The organism is Levilinea saccharolytica, from assembly GCF_001306035.1.
GTDB lineage: Bacteria > Chloroflexota > Anaerolineae > Anaerolineales > Anaerolineaceae > Levilinea > Levilinea saccharolytica.
In genome coordinates this window covers 57,079-78,406 of the sequence record NZ_LGCM01000047.1, presented here as the reverse complement: position 1 = coordinate 78,406, position 21,328 = coordinate 57,079, and the positions used below count along the sequence as shown (strand labels likewise).

The following is a 21,328-nucleotide window of genomic DNA, read 5'->3' as shown; positions in this document are numbered from 1 at the left end:
GCCCTTCTGATGGAGATCTCAGAAGAGTGGCAGATCGGTAAGCACTATTGCGTTGGCAAGTCATTCGATTGTTAAAGAACGATGGATATTTCTGACTCGAATTTACAGAAAAAAGGTTGCACTATCTGACTCGAATTTACAGAAAAAAGGTTGCACTATCAATATGAGAGGTTCAAATATTATACGAACATTCTTATTTTATAACAGAATTGGGGAAGAAAACCTTGCAGTAGTGTAAGATTCTTTCTGTAAATTCAGGACCTTGTATATTGAGAGTTAGGGGATATCGCACATTAAAAACCGAATACGGACGTACACTACAATTGGGAGGAAGTAGGTTGGCTAACCATGGACGTGGGGAGCTAAGCTGCCCCTATGTTAAGACTGCCAGCCTTCCCCCAAGCGACCCGATTAGGAACATTGGGGATGGTAATCCATGCCCCTGATGAGTCACAAGGCTGGGTGCGTGTACAGCGTGAGACAGAGTAGGTCTTGGGGAACTGCCAACCAACCACCTCCCGAAACAAAAGTAAGGCAAGGAGGAAGATATGCGGATCATAGGGATCGATTTGGCGGTCAAAAGTGCCCACAAGGCAGTGATCGCGGATGAAACGGGGCGATTTGTGAGCAAAGTGATCGAATTCGCTACCGATGTACGAGATTTGGAGCAGTTACTGATCCAGGCCCGCAGGCAGAACGATCAGGAAAGAGTCAAAGTGGTGATGGAGCCCACTGGGATGGCCTGGTTTCCTATCGCCGCCTATTTTGCACGGCAGCCGAACGTGGTATCGTACCTGGTGAACACCCAACAGGTCGCGGATCTGCGACGGTTCTACAAACGACATGCGAAGAGTGACCGGATTGACTGTCGGTTGCTGGCTCGCCTACCACTGATCAATGGAGAGAACATCCATGAGTTGGTGCTACCCTCGGCGCAGTCGTTGGCTTGTCAGCGCGGCTGTCGACAGCTTGACCGACTGGAAGAGGAAATGACCGCCCTGAAGAATCGCATTCGGGCCATCGATCGGTTCGTTTGGCCGGGTCTGGATGAACTCGTCTTTCGCGATCCTCAAGCCGCTGCCACGCGCTGGTTTCGAAAACACTGGTACCAGCCCATCCAGGTATTGACAACCGGAGAAGAACGATTGCGCCAAGCCTGGCGGCAATCCGGGATTGACCCAGAGGATCCCGGAGAATGGGTATCGGCTTTAGTCAGTTTAGCTGGGCGAGTGTTGGCGTTGTATGGCACGGACAGCCGGTTTGTGGATTTCGAGCAATTGCAAAGCAAAGTGCTACGCGAACAGGCCCAGCTAGTTTATCTTGAAGAGGTCAGTCATACGCTGCGGTTGAAGACTGTGCGTAAGCTGTACCGACACATCCATCCCAGTCGCAATCTGGAAACAATCAAAGGGGTGGGCCAGGATGGCGCGGCCGTTTACGCCAGCGGGATTGATAACCCCGCCCGGTTTGCCAATCATCGCCTCTTCCGCGGTTGGCATGGCTTGGTGCCTGACAGTCGCCAGAGTGGGGGAAGTGAGGCCAAAGGCTTGCATATCACCAAGGCAGGACCGGATTTGATCAAGAAGTATGCATATTTGGATGCGGAGGTAGCCCGTCAATGGGATCCGCAGCTCGCGGCGCTGTATTATGACCAGATGGTGCACAAAGGGAAACATCATATTCAGGCTGTCTGTACATGCGCCACTCACCTTTTGGATCGCGTGCTGGTCGTCCTGCGTGAGGACAAACCATACGAATTACGCGACGTGGATGGTCGGCCTGTCTCGATCAAACAAGCTCGGGAAATTATTGCAGAACGTTATCAGGTGCCTAAAGAAATCCGTGAGCGCAATAACAAGCTTCATCGCCAACAAAGAACACAACGATCCGCCGAGAAAAATGAACAAAAAAAGGAAAGCCGTCGAGTCGAGTAAGAGGCAAGCCTGACGCTTCCTCACGTTCTCGCAGCTTTCCCAATTTCATTGTAGCCTGTCACCGCGATCGTTTCAAGCTCCTCACGATCGAGGATGTGTTTCCCTGTTCCATTTTCGGGTAATTTGGGATCGTTCCCCCTTGACATGATTTAGAACATCTTAATAATAGCTGTGTGTCAGGAGTATCCATATGGTCGCTAAATCTATGAAGGAGAACCCAATGACTCACCCAAAAGAGTATGCCTTCGAAGATGAGATTGCAAAAAAGGGAATCGGTGACGACCCGGTATCCTGTGTTCGCGCACACGATGAAGGGCGTTGTAATTTCTAGTTAGTCATTTGAATTGCATTATATTATCAGTTATGCTAATATAATGCAATGAAATTTTCTGCGCTTCTAAAACTGGTCGGAGATGATCCGATCTTTACCTCATCCTTGCTTCTCTCCGGAGATGTCAATCCACGCCTCATCCGTATTCAGCTCTCTCGGTGGGTCAAAGCGGGTAAAATTTGCCGGATTCGCAGAGGCCTCTATGCCATTGCTCCTCCGTTTCAAAAGCAACTACCCCACCCATTCCGGGTCGCCAATTTTCTGCAAAAAGCATCTTATGTCAGCCTTCAGTCTACGCTGTCATTTTACGGTCTGATCCCCGAAGTTATGAATATCACGACCAGCGTTTCTACTAACAGGCCGGAGCGTTTGGAGACAGCTCTGGGAACTTTTGAGTTCCGGCATATCAAAAGAGAGCTGTTGTTTGGTTACCAGATGATCGATCTTGGCGGACAAAGCGCTTTCGTGGCTGACCCAGAAAAAGCGTTGTTGGATCTGGTTTACTTCCAACCGGGGGGCGATTTATGGACCTACCTGAAGGAACTGCGGTTACAGAACCTTGAAAAGCTGGATCCAGAATACCTGACACAATTATCGAAAAAGTATAATACGAGAAAAATGCAAAACGCAGCTAACTTGCTGCTCCAGTTGATCTCCCGAGATTCTGAGGAATTTGAGGATTTATGAAAGAGTATTTGGCGAGTCTGGTGAGACAATCGGCCACAGTGATGGATGGAAGAAACCTGGCGCGGGAGTATTTGCAGGCGCGAATCTTGGAATCCCTGCAAAAATCAGGAGCTATGATCCCTTTAGCGTTTCACGGTGGAACAGCCCTTCGGTTCCTCTTTTCGCACGGCCGCTATTCTGAGGATCTTGATTTTGCTCTAGAAGGGAATCCTCACACCTATGATTTCCGAGGTTTCTTAAAATCCATCCAGACCGATTTGTATCCAGAAGGGTATCCAATTGAGATAAAGGTGAAGGATCAAAAAACGGTCAACAGTGCGTTTATTCGCTTTCCTGGGCTGCTTTACGAACTGGGTTTATCCTCTATGCAGAGTGAGGTGATGGCGGTGAAAATTGAGGTTGATACTAACCCGCCGCAGGGCGCAGGCTTAGCCACCAGCGTTGTCAGGCGTTTTGTGGTTCTTCAACTTCACCATCACGATAAAGCATCCTTGCTGGCCGGCAAACTTTATGCGGTTTTTCAGCGCTCTTATACGAAGGGACGCGATATTTATGATTTGCTGTGGTACCTGAGTGATCCTACCTGGCCGCAGCCGAACTTGATTTACTTAAACAATGCTCTGAGCCAGACAAATTGGCAAGGTGGGCTCTTAACAGAAGAGAATTGGAAATCACAACTGATGCAAAGGCTGCAAGCCCTGAACTGGCCTGGGGTTGCGGCAGATGTGCGGCCATTTGTTCCCCCGGGTTTTAACCTAAATTTATTGTCACTCGAAAATTTTGAACGGATATTAACCGTGTAAGCCTCAATCTAGCGTTGATGATGCAGGGTGGGTACGCTCCGCCAGCAGGACAGCGGGGCGGGTGATGAGGGTGGGAATGGCCGCCAGGGTTGGGCTGAATACTTTTTTGACAAATTCGGCGTCTTCACCTAAGATAAATGGAGGCTTGCATTCTAGGGTTTATTTTGATTAATAGCCCGCAAGACCATGCGGGGTGGATGTGACCATCTTTTTATAAATTGGACTTGTTCACATAAGCCCCCGGCTCTCATCTTGGTTAGATCATTTGGGCAAGGCTAGTATATAATTGGTAAACGAATCATTTTCCCGCGGTTTTTTTGGGCTGGGGGTGTTCAGGCCAGATAGGAACTTCTCATGAAACAAGCTGTCATCGAAAACCCAGTTATCAACTCTCCATTTAAAGAGCCGGCACGACATTTCCGTTTTTCAGAAGAGGGGATCACCGATGAGATCATCGAATCTCGCCGGATCAGTTCTTATTTTGTTCCCATTCCGCAGCCCCGCAAGAAGAACCCCAAACAACTCGCCTTCGATACCGAATGGACTGCGGATCGCCTGGAGGAGAATAAGTTCATCAATCGCGTTCGTGAACGCGTTTCCATCTGGCGATTGGGGAAATATCAGGGGGTTACCAACGTCACGCGCCGCCTGCTGGAGTATTGGGCCAATCCCCAGCGCGAACACCGCCTGTTCTTTTGCCAGATCGAGGCGATGGAAACTGCGATTTACATCACTGAGGTGGCGGGTAAGTATGGCGATGCCTGGATTGAAAACAGCCTGAGAGAGGCAAACCAGGAAGCCAACCCTTTGCTTTTCCGTATGGCATTCAAGATGGCCACGGGCAGCGGCAAGACTCTGGTGATTGCCATGTTGATCGTCTGGCAGACTCTGAATAAACTGGCCAACCCTCAGGATAACCGTTTTTCAGATGCCTTCCTGATCTGTACCCCGGGCATCACCATTCGCGACCGGCTGCGCGTGCTGCTGCCTTCTGACCCCAACAACTATTACCGTCAGCATGACCTGGTCCCGGTGGATCTGCTCCCTGAACTTGGGAAAGCCAAAATGGTGATCACCAACTTCCATGCCTTCATGCTGCATGAACGCACCCCGGCTGGAAGACTAACCAAAGATATCCTGACCGCGGGCGGAGAAAGCCCTTTCACCGAAACGCCTGACCAGATGGTGCGGCGGGCGTGCCGTGAGTTGGGCAATAAGAAGAATATTGTGGTGATTAACGATGAAGCGCACCACTGTTACCGCCATAAACTCGAGGATGGCAACGAAAAACTATCGGGCGATGAGCGCAAGGAAGCCGAAAAGCGCGAGGAACAGGCGCGCATCTGGATCTCCGGGCTGGAAGCGGTCAAGAACAAGATCGGTGTTAAAGTCGTCTATGATCTTTCAGCCACGCCGTTTTTCCTGCGCGGATCAGGTTACCCTGAAGGCACGCTCTTCCCCTGGGTGGTCTCTGATTTCTCCCTGATTGATGCCATCGAAGCGGGCATCGTGAAGGTGCCGCGCGTGCCGGTCTCGGATGATTCCATGACCGGCGAACTGCCCACCTATCGCGATATCTGGCCGCGTATCCGTGAGCACCTGCCAAAAAAGGGCCGTAAGAACGAGGCGGTGGAAGAAGAGCCTAAACTGCCGGTGGAACTGGAAGGCGCGCTGCAAAGCCTGTATGCCAACTATGCCCGCTATTATGCCATGTGGGAACAGGACGGCGATGCCCTCACCAAAGGGTTGACTCCGCCGGTCTTTATTGTGGTGTGCAACAACACGAATGTCTCACGCATGGTGTACAACTACATCGCTGGATGGCAGAAGCCCCTTCCCGATGGGACAAGCGTGCTGGTGCCTGGCAAATTACCGCTGCTGACCAACAATAACGGCGGCGCATGGCTGCCCCGCCCCAACACCATCCTGGTGGACAGCGAGCAGCTTGAATCCGGTGAGGCTTTGAGCGATGAGTTTAAAAAGATCGCTGCCACCGAGATTGAACGGTTTAAAGAAGAATATCAAGCCCGTTTTCCCGGGCGGGACGTGGATTCGCTTACCGATGAAGACCTGCTGCGCGAGGTGATGAACACGGTGGGCAAACCCGGCCGCCTGGGTGAGCAGATCAAGTGCGTGGTCTCCGTTTCGATGCTAACGGAAGGCTGGGATGCCAGCACGGTGACGCATATCCTGGGCGTGCGCGCCTTTGGCACGCAGCTGCTTTGTGAGCAGGTGGTGGGGCGCGGGCTGCGGCGCATGAGCCATGCGGTCAGCCGCCAACGGCTGGAACTGAATGGGCATACGGTTGAATTTGACTCGTATGAACCGGAATACGCCGAAGTCTACGGCGTGCCGTTCTCCTTTATTCCCTGCTCAGGCTCCAATCGCGACCCCAAACCACCGGCGCGGGTCACGCATGTGCGCGCGCTGGAAAGCCGCCAAATGTGCGAGATCACCTTCCCGCGCGTGACTGGCTACCGGTATGATATTCAATCCGAACAGCTTTCTGCTGCGTTTGGCAAGGAAGCTCGCATGGTGCTTTCCACCCAGAACGTGCCCACCACAACCGAAATGGCTTCGATTTTGGGGGAAAGCAAACTGCATACCCTCTACGGTTTGAAAGAACGGCGCGAACAGGAGATTGATTTTCGCCTGGCCAGCCTGGTGCTGGAAAAATTCTTCCGCGATGACGAGGGCAATTCACGCCCCTGGCTGTTCCCGCAGCTGCTGAAGATCGCCCGGCAGTGGCGCGAAAGCTGCGTGATCTGCAAAGACAACACCTTCTCGCAGATGCTGCTGCTGACCGAACTGGCGCACGAAGCCGCGGAACACATCTACCGTTCGATTGCGGCCACCCACTCGGAGCAGAAGCTGCTGCGTCCCATCCTGCGCCCGTATGACCCGATCGGCTCGACCCGCACTGTAGATTTTGACACCGTGCTGCCCACCTGGACGACCGACCCGGCCAAATGCCACGTTTCGCACGTGGTGGCGGATACCGGCACCTGGGAGCAGAAGGTGGCGCAGGCGCTGGAGGAGATGCCGGAGATGGTGTGCTATGTCAAAAACCAGAACCTGGGCTTTTTGATTCCCTATACCCTCAACGGCGAAGCCCATGATTACGAACCCGACTTTATTGTGCGCATCCAGACCGGCAGCGAAACCCTGAACCTGATCCTGGAGGTGAGTGGACGGGAAAAGAAAGAAAAAGCCGCCAAAACCGCCACCGCGCGCAACCTGTGGGTGCCGGCGGTGAACAACCACGGCGGGTTTGGAAAATGGGCCTTTCTGGAAGTGACCGATCCGTGGGATGTAAAGAATATCATCAGGGGTTTTTTGCAGGGTCAAAGAAACGATGGAGTAGGGCCATTACTGCGAGATTGAGGAGAACACGACATGCTTCAGCCCGAAAATCAGAATAAAAAATACGATTTCCTGTTTGCCGATATCGACTCTGGGAGGATCAAAATCCCGAAATTTCAACGGGACTTTGTCTGGTCGAAGGAACAGAGCGCGAAACTGATTGACAGTATCATCAAAGGCTTCCCCATTGGTACGTTTATTTTTTGGAAAACAACGGACGAATTGAGGCATGTCAAGAATATTGGCAACGTCAACCTGCCCGATCCTCCCTCGGGCGAGCCGATCTCTTATGTTTTGGATGGGCAGCAGCGAATCACGTCGCTGTACGCGGTCCGCAAGGGGGTTCGCCTGACCAAAGATGGGGTGGAGATCAATTATGGAGATATCGCGATTAATCTGGATCTGGATCCGGATTCTGATGAACAGGTGGTGTCTGTTGACCCCCCGGCTGGTGTGCATTACATCACCGTGCACGACCTGTTAACCAGCGATCTCAAGGATCTGATTCAAAACCATATGGACTATATTGAAAAAATTGATATTTACAAGAAACGCCTGACCACCTATGACTTTTCGACCATCGTGATTAATAACTACCCGCTGGATATTGCCTGTGAGGTGTTCACCAGGATCAACACGGGGGGCACGGAATTGACGCTGTTTGAAATCATGGTGGCAAAGACGTTTGATTCGGAACAGAATTTTGATCTGGCTGAACGATATCAATGGTTGATGGATAACAAAAATAACGGAAAAGACCTGGAAGATGCCGGTTACGATACCATCCCCGCTTCCACGGTGCTGCAATGTGTCTCCGCCTGCCTGACCGGGCAAATACGCCGTAGAGATATTCTAAGATTGAACAAGGACCAGTTTATCCAGACCTGGCCAAAGGTGACGGATGCGATCTTCAGCGCGGTGGATTTCTTCCGAAGTTACCTGCGGATTCCGGTTTCCGGGCTGCTGCCTTATAACCCATTGTTAATCCCTTTCACCTATTTCTTTTACAAGACCAACGGCAACCCCCCGGATCATCTTCAGGAAAAACTGCTCTCGCAGTTATTCTGGTGGATTTCGCTGGGGTCGCGCTATTCCTCTGGCCTGGAAAACAAGGTGGCCCAAGACATTGACCGTGTGAATGCCATTCTCCGGCACGAGAAGCCCAATTATCAGGGGGAGGAAATTCGCCTGAGCATGGATGACTTACGCTACCGCGGGTTCAGCGCCGGGGATGCGTTCTGTAAAGCGCTGCTGTGCCTGTATGCTTACCAGCAGCCCTGCTCCTTCAGCAATAACAGCCTGGTGAAGATGGATAATTCCTGGCTGAAAACCTCGATCAGCAAGAATTACCATCACTTCTTTCCAAGGGCGTATTTGGGCAGAATTGGGATTCCATCGTGGCAGGCCAACAGTGTGCTGAACATTACGATTGTGGATGACTTCTTGAATAAACGGGTGATCCGTGATAAAGCACCCAGTGACTATATGAAGCCTTTCCTGGAACGCAATAAACACCTCGCGCAGACGATGAGGTCTCATCTGATTGACGATCTGGAGCAATTTGGCATCTGGCAGAACGATTATCAAACCTTTTTAAACATGCGCGGTCAGAGAGTGATGGATGAGCTGAACAGCCGCTTATACCCCGTTATGGAGTGAAGAGAAACTATGCCGAAAAAACCACCCTCCTCCACGCCCACCCCCATTACCGCCACCCACCACGCCGACAAACGCGCCAACATCCCCACCGAGGAACTGCGCGACTTTGTGGCTGACGAAGAGAAGGCGCCAAAGACCATCCTGTACCCGCGCGACCCCTCGCTTGACCCGCAATTGGTTTGGAAGGGCAAGGATGAGCAGGATCAGCAGCCGCTGGAAGTGCCGGCGGTGCCGATTTACATTCAGGAGAAGATCAGCCCGCAGGCGATTATCGAGAATGTGCGCGCCCAGGCCCTCAGCCGGCCCTCTTCCGGCGGGGGAGGGGCAGAGCAGCAGATGGCGCTGTTTGCGGATTTTAACAACATTGCCTTTGAAGACCTGGTGGATTTTTACCATCACGAGCAAAACTGGACCAACCGCATGATTTTGGGCGACAGCCTGCTGGTGATGACCAGCCTGGCGGAAAAGGAGGGCTTGAAGGGCAAGGTGCAGATGATTTACATGGACCCGCCCTACGGCATCAAGTTTGGCTCGAACTGGCAGGTGAGCACGCGCAAACGGGATGTGAAGGACGGCAAGGAAGAAGACCTGACCCGCCAGCCGGAGCAGATTAAGGCCTTTCGCGATACCTGGGAACTGGGGATACATTCATACCTGTCCTATCTTCGTGATAGGTTTGTAGTTGTTAGAGAACTTCTTACAGAGAGTGGAAGTTTTTTCGTGCAAATCAATTCAGAAAACAGTCACCTTGTCACCTCTATCCTGGATGAGGTGTTTGGGAGTGAAAACTTTATTGCAAATATCATCTTTAGGAAAAAGAGCTTACCATTAGGTGCAAAACATTTAGAAACGATGCACGATCATATCCTTTTCTATGCTAAGAATAAGGATCAGCTGAAGTACAGACAGTTGTATGAAGAGAATGATGTATCTCAAATTACATCTCATGGGCCATATGCTCTTTTCCCTGATGGCTCTTACACGAAAATTGATGTTACAGATTTCCAAAGCCCACTTCACCCAAAAAATACATACTACTATAGGCTTTTCTCTACTATCGCACCATCCTATAGCCCTCAGACTGATTTTGAGTTTGAATTCGAGGGCAATAAGTATAACCCGCCTAGTAGAGGTGCCTGGGTTGTTGATCGGCCAAAACTTGAAAGGATTGTCCAATCAAACAGACTTCAAGTAGAAGGAAAAAGTTTAAGCTATAGACTATTTTTTGATGATTTCCCATATAAAAAAATTACGAACTTCTGGCTTGCAACGGCAATGTCATATGCAAAAATTTACGTTGTACAAACAACCCCAGATATTATCAGCCGTTGTTTATTAATGACCACCGACCCGGGCGACCTGGTGCTGGACCCCACCTGCGGCAGCGGCACCACCGCCTACGCGGCCGAGCAGTGGGGGCGGCGTTGGATCACGATCGACACCAGCCGGGTGGCGGTGGCCCTGGCGCGCACGCGCCTGATGGCCGGGCGCTACCCCTATTACCTGCTGGCGGATTCGCCGGAGGGGCAGCGTAAAGAGCGGGAGTTAGACCCTCATCCCCAACCCTTCTACCCTGCGGGCACAATGTCCCTGGGGGAGAAGGGAGCAGAACCTTCTCCTGCCGGGAGAGGGCAGGGTGAGGGCGATATCCGCCGCGGCTTTGTGTATAAGCGCGTGCCGCACATCACGCTGAAATCCATCGCCAACAACGAAGAGATTGATACCATTCACGAAAAGTGGCAGGCAGAGCTGGAGCCGCTGCGCGAGAAGCTGAACCAGGCGCTGGGCCAGCACTGGGAAGATTGGCAGATCCCGCGGGAAGCGCCCCTCACCCCATCCCTCTCCCAGGGGGAGAGGGAGCCCCTCACCCCACCCCTCTCCCAGGGGGAGAGGGAGCCCCTCACCCCACCCCTCTCCCAGGGGGAGAGGGAGAAAGTGGTTGAATTATTGGCGGAATGGTGGGCGCTGCGCCGTCAGCGCCAGCAGGAGATGGACGCTTCCATTGCCCGCCGGGCGGATACCGAACTGCTCTACGACCAACCCTACGAAGATAACAAGCGCGTGCGCGTCACCGGGCCGTTCACCGTGGAAAGCCTCTCACCCCACCGCGTGCTTTCTACCGACGAAGAACGCCCCAGAACCGAGCAGGAGGGGCAAAACCAGGCTGCCGCATCCGGCGGGTTTGAAACCCTGATCCTGGATAACCTGCGCGCCGCGGGCGTGGAAAACACCAAAAAGGGCGAGCGCCTCAGGTTCACCCGCCTGGAGCCGTACGCCGGAACCTGGCTGCACGCGGTGGGGGAGTATGAAGAAGCAAGCCCTCACCCTAACCCCCTCCCAAAGGGAGAGGGAACAGCGCCCTCACCCCAGCCCTCTCCCACAGGGCGAGGGAGCGACGGCTCACCCCAGCCCTCTCCCACAGGGCGAGGGAGCGACGGCTCACCCCAGCCCTCTCCCACAGGGCGAGGGAGCGACGGCTCACCCCGGCCCTCTTCGAAAGGAGAGGGGGTGGTGCGCAGGGTGGCGGTGTGCATTGGCCCGGAACACGGCACGGTCAGCCCAGATTTGATCAAGGACGCGGCCAAAGAAGCCGTGCAGGGTGTGGGCTTTGACCTGCTGGTGGTGCTGGGCTTTGCTTTCGACCCGCATGTGTCTGAAGAAATTCACCGCTACGGCAAACTGACCGTCCTGCCGGCGCGCATCAACCCCGACCTGCAGATGGGCAATTTGCTGCTCAAAAAGAGCGGTGTGGGCAATCTGTTCATGGTCTTTGGCGAGCCGGATGTGGAGGTGAAAGAACTGCCGGACGGAAAGTTGACGGTGACGATCCAAGGGGTGGACATCTACGATCCCACTACCGGCGAGATCCGCTCCAGTTCAACGGATGACATTGCCTGCTGGTTTATTGACACCGATTACAACGGCGAAAGCTTCTTTGTGCGGCATGCCTACTTCACCGGCGCCGACCAGCCGTATGAAAAGCTCAAACGCGCCCTGCGCGCCGAGGTGGATGAGGCGGCCTGGAGCGCGCTGTATGCGACGACATCCTATCCCTTTGAAAAGCCCAGGACCGGCAAGATTGCGGTGAAGGTAATCAATCATTATGGGGATGAGGTGTTGAAGGTGTATGCGGTGTAGGCAGGAAGGCCCAAATGAAAACCGCAAGCGGCATGAGCCTCGATGAAATTCAGCTTGGTGATTTGGAATTTCGCCGGGTGCGGTTGATTTTCGATACGGAGATCCAAGCCAATCGGTTCGCGTTGCTAAAAAAAACGCTCGGCGAGACGGTTTGCGCGCCGAGATATCAATCGCTGGCAGCGCTGATACGCGCCCGTTACCCTGAATCGATCGAAAAACCATTGGGAACCTTCCTGCTGGAACGGAAGCAGGCAGGAGACGGGGTTTACAAGAGGTTTCTGAACCGCTATGGGGACGAAACCTACAGCCGATTTTATCTTCGGGATGCGGAGTGGCTGGGGCGTAAGGGTCTGTATTGCTATGCGCTTGGCGAAACGATTGTGTACATTGGGCAGAGCCGGGACTCCTTCGGCAAACGAATTAACCAGGGATACGGGAATATTTCCCCAAAGAATTGCTATTTGGATGGACAGGCGACGAACTGCCATATCAATTCGTTGGTCACCCGCCACCGGGCTGAAATGAGATTGTTTCTGAGTGAATTGAAAGACCTGTCCAGGATGGATGACCTCGAAAAAAGACTGATACAGATGGTTCAGCCTGTCTGGAATATATCACTCAAAGGCCGGGTTTGAAAAACAAGCTGTTGTAACTTGTATTCTGTACACATCGAGTCTTAACCAATGGGCTGAGTTAGAAGTATCCTTAAAGTGACCATAACCCAATCAGAAGACATGACCTAACATACCAAAATGATCATCCCTTTGTAGATGAGACTGCAGAAAAGGGAATCGTCCCCCACAGGCGCAAGAACTCTTATGAAAACAACCGAAATATTAGATTACCCTACCTTAATCCATCTGTGCCGGGCGGGATATCGCCCAGACTTTTTATTCTTTTGGAGCCATCAGCCCACTGCCCCTGGGACGATCGGCAAAGAATGCCTGTCACAATGGTGGCCGGCTGCCTTCTGTGTGGACGGCATCCCCTACGCCACGGCGGAACACTATATGATGGCTGAAAAGGCGCGTCTGTTTGGCGATGAGGACATCCGCAGGGAGATTCTCGCGGCCGACAGCCCTGAAAAGGTGAAAAAGCTGGGGCGATTGGTGAAGGGCTTTGACGGCCCAGTCTGGGAAGCCCATCGCACGGAGATTGTGGTTCGGGGGAATACAGCCAAATTTCAACAAAACGCTGATTTGTACGCATATTTGATGGGCACGGGGGAGCAGGTTTTGGTGGAAGCCAGCCCTTATGACCAGATCTGGGGGATTGGCTTGTCAGCCGATGACCCGAACGCCTCGCAGCCAGAAAAGTGGCGGGGCCTCAATTTGCTGGGGTTTGCCCTCATGCGCGTGCGATCGGAGCTGCAAAGATCCTGAGCGTGTCTGGAAATGGATCCACCGAACAGGAGCAAAATCAACCAGGAGGGATTGGATGATCGACAACACAGCCTTGCTGCAAGCGCTGCTTTCTCAGGATCAAATTAAGATGGCGAACGCCCAGTTTCTCTCCATCGCTCCAGCGCCGATGCCTGTTGATTGGGATTTTGATCGGGTGGAAGGCATGCTGCTGGGGCTGGCCGTAGGGGATGCTTTGGGATATCCGACAGAAGCGGTGCTGCCCAACGTCCGTTTTCAACGCCACGGGGAAATTCGCGATTATTTGCCCTCTCCCCATGCAGGTTACCGGCAGGTGGGGGTTTGCTCGGATGATACACAAATGACCTTTTGGACGCTCCAGAATTTGCTGGCGGACGGCGGCCTCCTTCCGGAGCATGTGGCGGAGGAATTTACCCGGCACACAATTTTTGGGATCGGGAGCACCGTTCGGGATTTTATTTGGGCGTATAAGAACGAGGGGAAAACCTGGGTACAGGCTGGGCAGCCCTCGGCGGGAAACGGCACGGTGATGCGCATTGCCCCGGTGTTGATCCCACATCTCCGAAAACCCACCGCCGCCCTGTGGGCGGATGCCGCTCTTGCCGGCATGATCACCCATAATGACCCGGCCGCCAACGCCTGCTGCGTGGCTTTCATTCACCTGCTGTGGGAATGTCTACGGCGGAAAGACATCCCTGAACCCATGTGGTGGCTGGATACATTTACAGAGGCGGCCCGTTCATTGGAGGGCCGGACGGAATACGCGTCTCGGATTCCTGGAAATTCCTACCGAGGGCCCTTATGGAAATTCGTGGATCAGGAAGTCCGCCAGGCGATCACTGAGAATCCGTCATCGTTGGAGGCCTGCGAAAGATGGCATTCCGGCGCTTATCTTTTGGAAACGATGCCATGCGTGTTGTACATCCTGGCGCGCTACGGCCATGACCCAGAGGAAGCTGTGGTTCGGGCTGTCAACGATACCAAAGACAATGATACCGTGGCTGCGATTGTGGGGGCAGCGGTGGGGGCACTGCACGGCAAAGCTGGGCTGCCGCCGCGTTGGATCGAGGGGCTTTTGGGCCGAACCGGAACTGATGATGATGGGCGCGTTTTCGAATTGATTGACCAGGCCCGGCGGGTGTTCTGGGAGGACGGATAGGGGGTGGCTGACTTTTCATCCGCGGTGAAGCTGCCTACCGGCGCACTCATCCGTATATCGCGGCCCATCCAACCCGTTGGAGCCTGGGTGATACTAAAGCCCTGGCGGCTCAGGCCCTGCCCCTGAAAAAACACGACAGAAAGTTCCCTAAAGGGTTATTTCTATCCATACCCCCTTGCGGACTTGTCCTCTATAATACCTTCAATGGAAAGCATGCTCCCCCCATCCCCTTTGGACACAGCCAGCCGAAGTCTTCGGCTGGAACGTGAACACCGTGTGGCGCTCAGTCTGCGCGAGACGCTGCGCGTGCTGAATTCGAACCGGTCTTTGGATCAAATTCTGCAGTTTATCGTGCATCAAGCGCGCGAGGTGCTTTCTGCACAGGCTGTGGCGATTTACCGTCCGGTGGATCAGAGCGGGATTATGCAAATTCAGGCTCAGGAAGGCCTGAGCGATACCTATGTCCGCCTGGCGCGCATTCCCTTTGGCCGTTTGGCCACCGGCAACGCGGCGGTGATGCGCAAGCCGATGACGATTTGTGATGTAAACCAGCGTCTGAAAAACCGCAACCTGGCTTTGGATGAGGACAGCGAGGCGATTCTGCTCCAGCTTTCCACCCATTACCGCGCTTTGCTGGCGGTGCCGATGATCTTTCCCAGGGGCGAGGTGTATGGGACCCTGGACCTGTATTACGACACCCCCCAGCAATTTAATGACGAAGATATCGCAATTGCCAGCGCCTACAGCGATCAGGCGGTGCTGGCGATTGAGAATGCGCGTATGGGGGAGCGTTTGGCGCAGGCCGCTGTCCTTTCGGAACGCGACCGCCTGGCGCGCGACCTGCATGATACCGTGACGCAGACGTTGTTCTCGGCTTCGCTGATTGCGGATGCGCTGCCTGTTTTGTGGGAACAGGACGAGGCCAACGGCCGCATGGCGCTGCAGGAGGTGCGGCAGTTGGCCAGCGGGGCGCTGGCGGAGATGCGTATGCTGTTGTTTGAGCTGCGGCCCGAGGCGCTGCTTTCGGCGGATATTTTCACCCTGCTGCGGCATCAAGTGGATGCCTTTTCCAGCCGTACGCGGGTAAAGGCCAGCCTCAGGGCCGAGCACTTTGAGTGCCAGATGCCGGCAGACGTGAAAATTGGGCTGTACCGCATCACCCAGGAGCTGCTGCATAACATTGAAAAGCACGCCCAGGCCTCTGAGGTGCAGGTGATCCTGGAACACGCCGACCCTGATCCGCAGAGAAAGCTTTCCAAGCTGCACTGCCGTCAGTGCAGAAAATGCGTCCGGCTGGTGGTGGTGGATAATGGGCGCGGCTTCGATCAGAAAGCCGTCACCAGCGATCACATGGGCTTGCGCATTATCCAGGAGCGCGTGGACGGCTTTAACGGCCGCATGGACATTCACACCCAACCCGGGGCAGGCACTCGGGTGGAAATTGTTTGGTAAAATGGTTCGGGTGAGGTTGGAATGAGCGAGCGAATTTCTGTATTGGTAGTGGATGATCATGCGGTGGTGCGCGGCGGGCTGCGCCTGTTCTTGCTGGCGTTTCCAGACTTGAATCTGGTGGGGGAGGCTGCCGGCGGCCAGGAGGCGCTGCAATTTTGCGCCGTTCAATGTCCCGATGTGGTGCTGATGGACTTGATGATGCCGGGGATGTCGGGCGTGGAGGCCACACGCGCGATCCGGCGGGCCTGCCCGCATACACAGGTGATTGCCTTGACCAGTTTTTTGGATACCCAGCTCGTTCAGGATGTGTTGGAGGCCGGAGCCGTGGGGTATATGCTCAAAAGCGCCCAGGCAGCCGAACTGGCTGAGGCCATCCGCGCGGCCAAAAGTGGGAAAACCACTCTTTCGAGCGAGGCGACCACGACGCTGATTCAGCAAAAGGGCGCCACCCCGCTGCATCAGGAACTGACGGAACGCGAGTGGGAAGTGTACCGACTGCTGCTGGAGGGCAAGACCAATGCCGAGATTGCTGCGGTGTTGGTGGTGGGGGTGTCAACCGTCAAATATCATGTCAGCCGGGTGCTTTCGAAGCTGGGGGTCAACAGCCGCGCTGAGGCGATTGCCTACGGCGTGCAGCACCATCTGGTGGGGCAGAATTCGGCCGATCACGGCGTTTATTAAGGATCTATCGGAATTTACCAGCTGTGAATTAAACCGGGGGAGTCAACGAAAGTTTAGTCCAATCATTGGAAATTTATCCTTTTGTCAGGACATAAACTCGCCTTTGTCCGGACGACAGCCGGGGGGCTGCTTCCTATAATGGAATGCGTAGATATCAGGTAAAAAAACTGCCTGCTTTCTGTATGCATCCCAATGGAGGCTGATCAATGTCAAAGGTGATCATGATTTACCCCGAACGCTGCACGGGCTGTAATATGTGCGTTTTGGCCTGCGCGTTTACACGCGAAGGCGAGGCGCGCCCTTCGGCCAGCCGCGTTCATGTGTATAACTGGGAACGCGAGCAGTTTTCGGTTCCCATGCTCTGCCAACAGTGCGATGACGCACCGTGTGTGGCGGTTTGCCCGACCGGCGCAATGCACCGCCCGGACGGCACAATCGTGGTCGAATACGATGTCAACAAATGCATCCGCTGCCGCATGTGCGTGCAGGCCTGCCCGTTTGGCAACGCGAGCTACGATATGGTGACCAACAAGATTCTTAAGTGCGACACCTGCGCCGGAGCGCCGGAATGTGTGGCGGTTTGCCCCAACCATGCGCTGGAGTATGTGGATGTGACCGTTTCCACCCGCGCGCGCAAGAAATCCTTTGCAAAGAAATTTAAGGATGCATTCCAGGAGGTGGCTTAATGAACGCCTGGACGGGTACGATTCTGCGAGTGAATTTGACCAACGGCACGATTAAAAAAGAACCGTTGGATGTGAAAGCCGCCCGCGCTTTCATCGGCGCACGCGGCCTGGCTGCGAAAATGCTGTTCGATGAAGTTGACCCCAACATTGACGCGCTTTCGCCGGAGAATAAACTGTTCTTTGCCGCCGGCCCGCTCACCGGTACGTTCGCGCCCAATGTGGGCCGCTACGATGTGGTCTGCAAAAGCCCGCTGACGGGCGCCATCGCTGCTTCTAATTCGGGCGGTTCGTTTGGCCCGGAGCTGAAGTATGCGGGTTACGACATGATCATCTTCGAGGGCAAGGCCCCTGCTCCGGTGTACTTGTGGATCCACAATGACCAGGTGGAGCTGCGCGACGCCAGCGCCCTTTGGGGCAAGGAAGTGCCTGAAACCACCGACCTTTTGCGGGCGGAGACGGATGAGGACGCAAAGGTAGCCTGCATTGGCCCCGCGGGTGAGAAGCTTTCTTTCATCGCTTCGGTGATGAACGAAATGGGGCGTGCGGCTGGGCGTTCGGGCGTTGGGGCCGTGATGGGCTCTAAGAACCTGAAAGCCATCGCCGTCGTGGGCACGGGCGGGGTTTCCGTTGCCGATAAAGACGCCTTTGCGGCGGCAGCCAAAGACGCTGCGGCCAAGATCAAAGCGCATCCGGTGGGCGGCACGGGCCTGAAGGCTTACGGTACAGACGTGTTGGTGAACATCCTCAACAGCGTTGGCTCGCTCCCAACCCGCAATTTCCAGGATGGGTATTTCCCCACCGCCGATAAGACGGGCGGCGAGGCGCTGGCGGCCAATAACCTGCTTCGTCCGCGCGGCTGCCATTCCTGCATCATCGAATGCGGGCGCGCCACCAAGGTGACCAATCCCAAATTCGCAGGTGAAGGCGAAGGCCCTGAATACGAAAGCGCCTGGGGCTTTGGGGCGGACTGCGGCATTGATAATTTGGACGCGATCATCAAAGCCAATTTCCTGTGCAACGATCTCGGCCTGGACACCATCTCGACTGCCACCACCATTGCCTGCGCGATGGATCTGTACGAGGCGGGCATCATCACTCTCAAGGATACCGGCGGGATCCCGCTCAATTTTGGGAACGCTGAGGTGATGGTTGAGCTGGTAAAGATGATGGGCAACCGTGAAGGCTTCGGTGATAAGATGGCGGACGGCTCCTGGCGTTTGGCAGATGCTTACGGCCACCCGGAATATTCCATGTCCTGCAAGAAACAGGAAATGCCGGCTTATGACCCGCGCGGTGTGCAGGGTATTGGTCTGCATTACGCCACCAGCAACCGCGGCGGCTGCCACGTGCGCGGCTATACCATCGCCGTGGAGGTGTTGGGCAACCCGGTGAAGATGGATCAGCACACCACCGAAGGCAAGCCGGACCTGGTGATCACCTTCCAGAACCTGACTGCAGCTCTGGACTCGACCGGCGCCTGCCTGTTTGCCACCTTTGGCATTGGTGGGGATGAACTGGCAGCTTTGTTGAGCGGTGCGACGGGCATTCCCTACAGCACGGCCGATTTCATGAAAGCCGGCGAGCGCATTTGGAACCTGGAACGCATGTGGAATTTGGCGGCCGGCTTAAGCAGCAATGACGATGTGCTGCCGGAACGGTTGCTGCATGAGCCGATCAAAACGGGACCGTCGAAGGGTGAAGTCAGCCACCTGAATGAAATGCTGCCCGTATATTATGATCTGCGCGGGTGGGACGCCAACGGTGTTCCCTCTGCTGAACGGTTGGAAACCCTGGGGCTGGCCTAAGACGGCATCCAGGTATTGCGGATGAATTCAAGCAACCCCTCGACCGGTTTCTCCGGAAGAGGGGTTGCGTCTGGATGGCAGTTGGCGATGAAAATTAAGTATTTTGCTTATTTACGCGACACCACCCACACAGCCGCCGAGCACTACAGCCAACCCGCCGCCACGATTGGCGACCTGTTAGAGGTTTTGTGTCAGCGCTACGGCCCAGGTTTTTCGCGCTGGATCCGCACGCCGGAGGGCGGTATATCCACCATCGCCATTATCCTGATCAATGGGAAAGATATCCGGGATGGGGCCTGGGTGGATACTCCGCTTTCGCCCGAGGATGAAATTTGCATATTCCCGCCGGTCGCCGGCGGTTAGGCTTGTATCTGATTACTTCAGGAGCGCAATGTGAGAACTCTGGTGGTCATTCCGTTTGCAGCGTTGTTGCTGGGGATCCTGCTGGAACTGGCGTTAGGCCGGATTTTGAGCAGGCGTTGGAAAGGCCGGCTGGCGTTTATCGCTGGGCTGACCGCGTTTGGGGCCGTGCTGGCGTTGATCCCATCCATCCAGGGCGGCCAAGCGGTGCAGTTTGACCTGGGGTGGTGGGATGAGGGCGTTGGGCTGGCGCTTTATGTGGATGGGCTGAGCCTGATTTTCGCGCTGATGGCCACGGGCATTGGCTCTGCCATTCTGCTGTACTGCATCACCTACATGGCGCATGAAGAGACGGGTACCACGCGTTTTTACGGCCTGATGTTAGCTTTCATCGGCGGGCTGGTGGGCCTGGTGTTTTCGGCCAATTTACTGGTGGCCTACCTGTGCTGGGAAATCATCGGGTTGTGTTCTTACTTTCTGGTCGGTTTCTGGTATCAGCGCAAAGAGGCTGCTGTGGGGGCGCGCAAGGTGTTAATCATCACCCATGCTGCTGGGTACGGTTTTTTGATTGCGATTTTGTTGGTGTATCAGTCCACAGGCAGCTTCTTATGGACCAGCGCGGAGATGAGCGGCGCGTTTACCGGCGCGGTCTTTTTCTTGATGTTGATTGCGGCGATGGCCAAATCGGTCATTTTCCCGCTGCACACCTGGATTCCGGAAGCGATGAACGCTCCCACACCGGTATCGGCCCTGCTGCACTCGGCTTGTTATGTGAAGGCCGGGATTTATTTGGCAGCGCGCATGTATTCCTTTGGCGGCTGGCAGCCGGAATGGAACTCGGCGGTGATGGCGTTGGGCTGTGTGACCATGATTGTGGGGGCGCTGTTTGCCCTGGTGCAAACGGATCTGAAGCGCCTGTTAGCCTATTCCACCATCAGCCAGTTGGGGTATATCCTCACTGGGTTGGGGTTGGGTACGCCAGCCGGCATCGCTGCGGGGCTGTTTTACTGCCTGAGTCACGGAATTTTTAAGGGAACGTTGTTCTTATGCGCGGGCGCCGTGCAGCACGCGACCGGCACGCGGGACATGCGGCAGTTGGGCGGGTTGGAGCAGCGCATGCCGGGCACGCACCGCATCTGGCTGGTGGCGGCGGCGGCCATCATCGGCGTGCCGTTGACCAATGGATTTGTGGCTAAATGGCTGCTTTACTCAGCGGCGCTGACTTCGGGGCAGGGCCTGGTGGTTCTGCTGGCCTGGCTGGTGAGCACCTTTACCGCCTTTTATATCTTAAAAGCCACCGTGAGCGTTTTCTATGGGCGGCTGCCGGATGAACTTCGGGGGCAAGACATCCACGACGCCTCTCCAACCATGCTGGCGGGGATGGGTTTCCTGGCGGTGCTGGCTCTGGTTTTTGGCCTTGCGCCGCAGCTGCTGATGAAATGGCTGGTGGTTCCGGCAGGCCAAGGTCTGGGCATGGCCTGGCCAGTGGAGGTGACCTGGCTGGGTCTGCAGACGGGGGCGATGACGCTCCTGACCACCGCCGCGGCTGGGATCACGGTGTTGGCGTTTGGCGCAGGCTGGGTTTTTTACCGTCTGACCCGCCGGGCACGCAGCAGTGATGTGCCGGTTTTCACCGGCGGCGACCCGCTGCCCGAAGGAGACCGCGTTGGTGCGGTGGATTTTTCGGAGCTGGCAGGCACCACATTTGGCGATGCGTATCGTCTACTGGACCCAGACCCGCTGTATATGGGCGTTTGGCGCGGGCTGCAGGCGGCGGCTGGATGGGCGGCGGACAGAGCCAGGGGGCTTGAAAACCGCGCTGTTTTGGTCTGGATCGTAGGTGCGCTGCTCCTGGCGGCCGCAATGTGGATCTGGTAAAGGAGCGAGC

15 protein-coding genes are annotated in these 21,328 nt (G+C 55.0%); all 15 read left to right on the top strand.

The window, feature by feature from the left end; genetic code table 11:
* Window positions 1–548: 548 nt before the first annotated feature.
* Window positions 549–1,934 carry an IS110 family RNA-guided transposase gene (locus tag ADN01_RS14425; RefSeq protein WP_062417767.1) on the top strand — a complete coding sequence of 462 codons (1,386 nt, stop codon included), beginning with the start codon at window positions 549–551 and terminating at the stop codon, window positions 1,932–1,934.
* Between the two features lie 379 nt (window positions 1,935–2,313).
* Window positions 2,314–2,952, top strand: coding sequence for a type IV toxin-antitoxin system AbiEi family antitoxin domain-containing protein (locus tag ADN01_RS14420; RefSeq protein WP_062417768.1), 639 nt, complete (start codon window positions 2,314–2,316; stop codon window positions 2,950–2,952).
* Window positions 2,949–3,755 carry a nucleotidyl transferase AbiEii/AbiGii toxin family protein gene (locus tag ADN01_RS14415; protein ID WP_062417769.1) on the top strand — a complete coding sequence of 269 codons (807 nt, stop codon included), beginning with the start codon at window positions 2,949–2,951 and terminating at the stop codon, window positions 3,753–3,755. The genes ADN01_RS14420 and ADN01_RS14415 overlap by 4 nt, the downstream gene beginning before the upstream one ends.
* 354 nt (window positions 3,756–4,109) lie before the next feature.
* Window positions 4,110–7,139, top strand: coding sequence for a BPTD_3080 family restriction endonuclease (locus ADN01_RS14410; RefSeq protein ID WP_062417770.1), 3,030 nt, complete (start codon window positions 4,110–4,112; stop codon window positions 7,137–7,139).
* A gap of 12 nt (window positions 7,140–7,151) precedes the next feature.
* Window positions 7,152–8,777, top strand: coding sequence for a GmrSD restriction endonuclease domain-containing protein (locus ADN01_RS14405; RefSeq protein WP_062417771.1), 1,626 nt, complete (start codon window positions 7,152–7,154; stop codon window positions 8,775–8,777).
* Window positions 8,778–8,786: 9 nt separating this feature from the next.
* On the top strand, window positions 8,787–11,915 hold the full coding sequence (locus ADN01_RS14400; RefSeq protein WP_075071222.1) for a site-specific DNA-methyltransferase: 3,129 nt from the start codon (window positions 8,787–8,789) through the stop codon (window positions 11,913–11,915).
* Window positions 11,916–11,929: 14 nt separating this feature from the next.
* Window positions 11,930–12,550 (top strand): GIY-YIG nuclease family protein, encoded by a 621-nt coding sequence (locus ADN01_RS14395; protein WP_062417773.1) that lies wholly within the window; start codon window positions 11,930–11,932, stop codon window positions 12,548–12,550.
* A 183-nt stretch (window positions 12,551–12,733) separates the two neighbouring features.
* Window positions 12,734–13,297, top strand: a complete 564-nt coding sequence (locus tag ADN01_RS14390; protein ID WP_062417774.1) for an NADAR family protein — start codon at window positions 12,734–12,736, stop codon at window positions 13,295–13,297.
* Window positions 13,298–13,352: 55 nt separating this feature from the next.
* The gene (locus tag ADN01_RS14385; RefSeq protein ID WP_062417775.1) at window positions 13,353–14,456 is read left to right on the top strand and encodes an ADP-ribosylglycohydrolase family protein; all 1,104 of its coding nucleotides are present in this window, start codon (window positions 13,353–13,355) and stop codon (window positions 14,454–14,456) included.
* A 204-nt stretch (window positions 14,457–14,660) separates the two neighbouring features.
* Window positions 14,661–15,908 (top strand): GAF domain-containing sensor histidine kinase, encoded by a 1,248-nt coding sequence (locus ADN01_RS14380; protein WP_082142711.1) that lies wholly within the window; start codon window positions 14,661–14,663, stop codon window positions 15,906–15,908.
* Between the two features lie 21 nt (window positions 15,909–15,929).
* Window positions 15,930–16,589 (top strand): response regulator, encoded by a 660-nt coding sequence (locus tag ADN01_RS14375; RefSeq protein WP_062417777.1) that lies wholly within the window; start codon window positions 15,930–15,932, stop codon window positions 16,587–16,589.
* Window positions 16,590–16,795: 206 nt separating this feature from the next.
* On the top strand, window positions 16,796–17,275 hold the full coding sequence (locus ADN01_RS14370) for a 4Fe-4S dicluster domain-containing protein (protein WP_062417778.1): 480 nt from the start codon (window positions 16,796–16,798) through the stop codon (window positions 17,273–17,275).
* Window positions 17,275–19,080, top strand: coding sequence for an aldehyde ferredoxin oxidoreductase family protein (locus tag ADN01_RS14365; protein ID WP_062417779.1), 1,806 nt, complete (start codon window positions 17,275–17,277; stop codon window positions 19,078–19,080). The genes ADN01_RS14370 and ADN01_RS14365 overlap by 1 nt, the downstream gene beginning before the upstream one ends.
* A gap of 87 nt (window positions 19,081–19,167) precedes the next feature.
* On the top strand, window positions 19,168–19,443 hold the full coding sequence (locus ADN01_RS14360; protein ID WP_062417780.1) for a MoaD/ThiS family protein: 276 nt from the start codon (window positions 19,168–19,170) through the stop codon (window positions 19,441–19,443).
* A 30-nt stretch (window positions 19,444–19,473) separates the two neighbouring features.
* Window positions 19,474–21,318: an NADH-quinone oxidoreductase subunit 5 family protein gene (locus tag ADN01_RS14355; RefSeq protein WP_062417781.1), complete on the top strand. Its 1,845-nt coding sequence runs from the start codon at window positions 19,474–19,476 to the stop codon at window positions 21,316–21,318.
* The last annotated feature ends 10 nt before the right edge of the window (window positions 21,319–21,328 follow it).

What these genes read in the sequence shown, in the direction of transcription:
- ADN01_RS14425 (WP_062417767.1), top strand. Translation starts at nt 549, where the DNA reads ATGCGGATCATAGGGATCGATTTGGCGGTCAAAAGTGCCCACAAGGCA.
- ADN01_RS14420 (WP_062417768.1), top strand. Translation starts at nt 2,314, where the DNA reads ATGAAATTTTCTGCGCTTCTAAAACTGGTCGGAGATGATCCGATCTTT.
- ADN01_RS14415 (WP_062417769.1), top strand. Translation starts at nt 2,949, where the DNA reads ATGAAAGAGTATTTGGCGAGTCTGGTGAGACAATCGGCCACAGTGATG.
- ADN01_RS14410 (WP_062417770.1), top strand. Translation starts at nt 4,110, where the DNA reads ATGAAACAAGCTGTCATCGAAAACCCAGTTATCAACTCTCCATTTAAA.
- ADN01_RS14405 (WP_062417771.1), top strand. Translation starts at nt 7,152, where the DNA reads ATGCTTCAGCCCGAAAATCAGAATAAAAAATACGATTTCCTGTTTGCC.
- ADN01_RS14400 (WP_075071222.1), top strand. Translation starts at nt 8,787, where the DNA reads ATGCCGAAAAAACCACCCTCCTCCACGCCCACCCCCATTACCGCCACC.
- ADN01_RS14395 (WP_062417773.1), top strand. Translation starts at nt 11,930, where the DNA reads ATGAAAACCGCAAGCGGCATGAGCCTCGATGAAATTCAGCTTGGTGAT.
- ADN01_RS14390 (WP_062417774.1), top strand. Translation starts at nt 12,734, where the DNA reads ATGAAAACAACCGAAATATTAGATTACCCTACCTTAATCCATCTGTGC.
- ADN01_RS14385 (WP_062417775.1), top strand. Translation starts at nt 13,353, where the DNA reads ATGATCGACAACACAGCCTTGCTGCAAGCGCTGCTTTCTCAGGATCAA.
- ADN01_RS14380 (WP_082142711.1), top strand. Translation starts at nt 14,661, where the DNA reads ATGGAAAGCATGCTCCCCCCATCCCCTTTGGACACAGCCAGCCGAAGT.
- ADN01_RS14375 (WP_062417777.1), top strand. Translation starts at nt 15,930, where the DNA reads ATGAGCGAGCGAATTTCTGTATTGGTAGTGGATGATCATGCGGTGGTG.
- ADN01_RS14370 (WP_062417778.1), top strand. Translation starts at nt 16,796, where the DNA reads ATGTCAAAGGTGATCATGATTTACCCCGAACGCTGCACGGGCTGTAAT.
- ADN01_RS14365 (WP_062417779.1), top strand. Translation starts at nt 17,275, where the DNA reads ATGAACGCCTGGACGGGTACGATTCTGCGAGTGAATTTGACCAACGGC.
- ADN01_RS14360 (WP_062417780.1), top strand. Translation starts at nt 19,168, where the DNA reads ATGAAAATTAAGTATTTTGCTTATTTACGCGACACCACCCACACAGCC.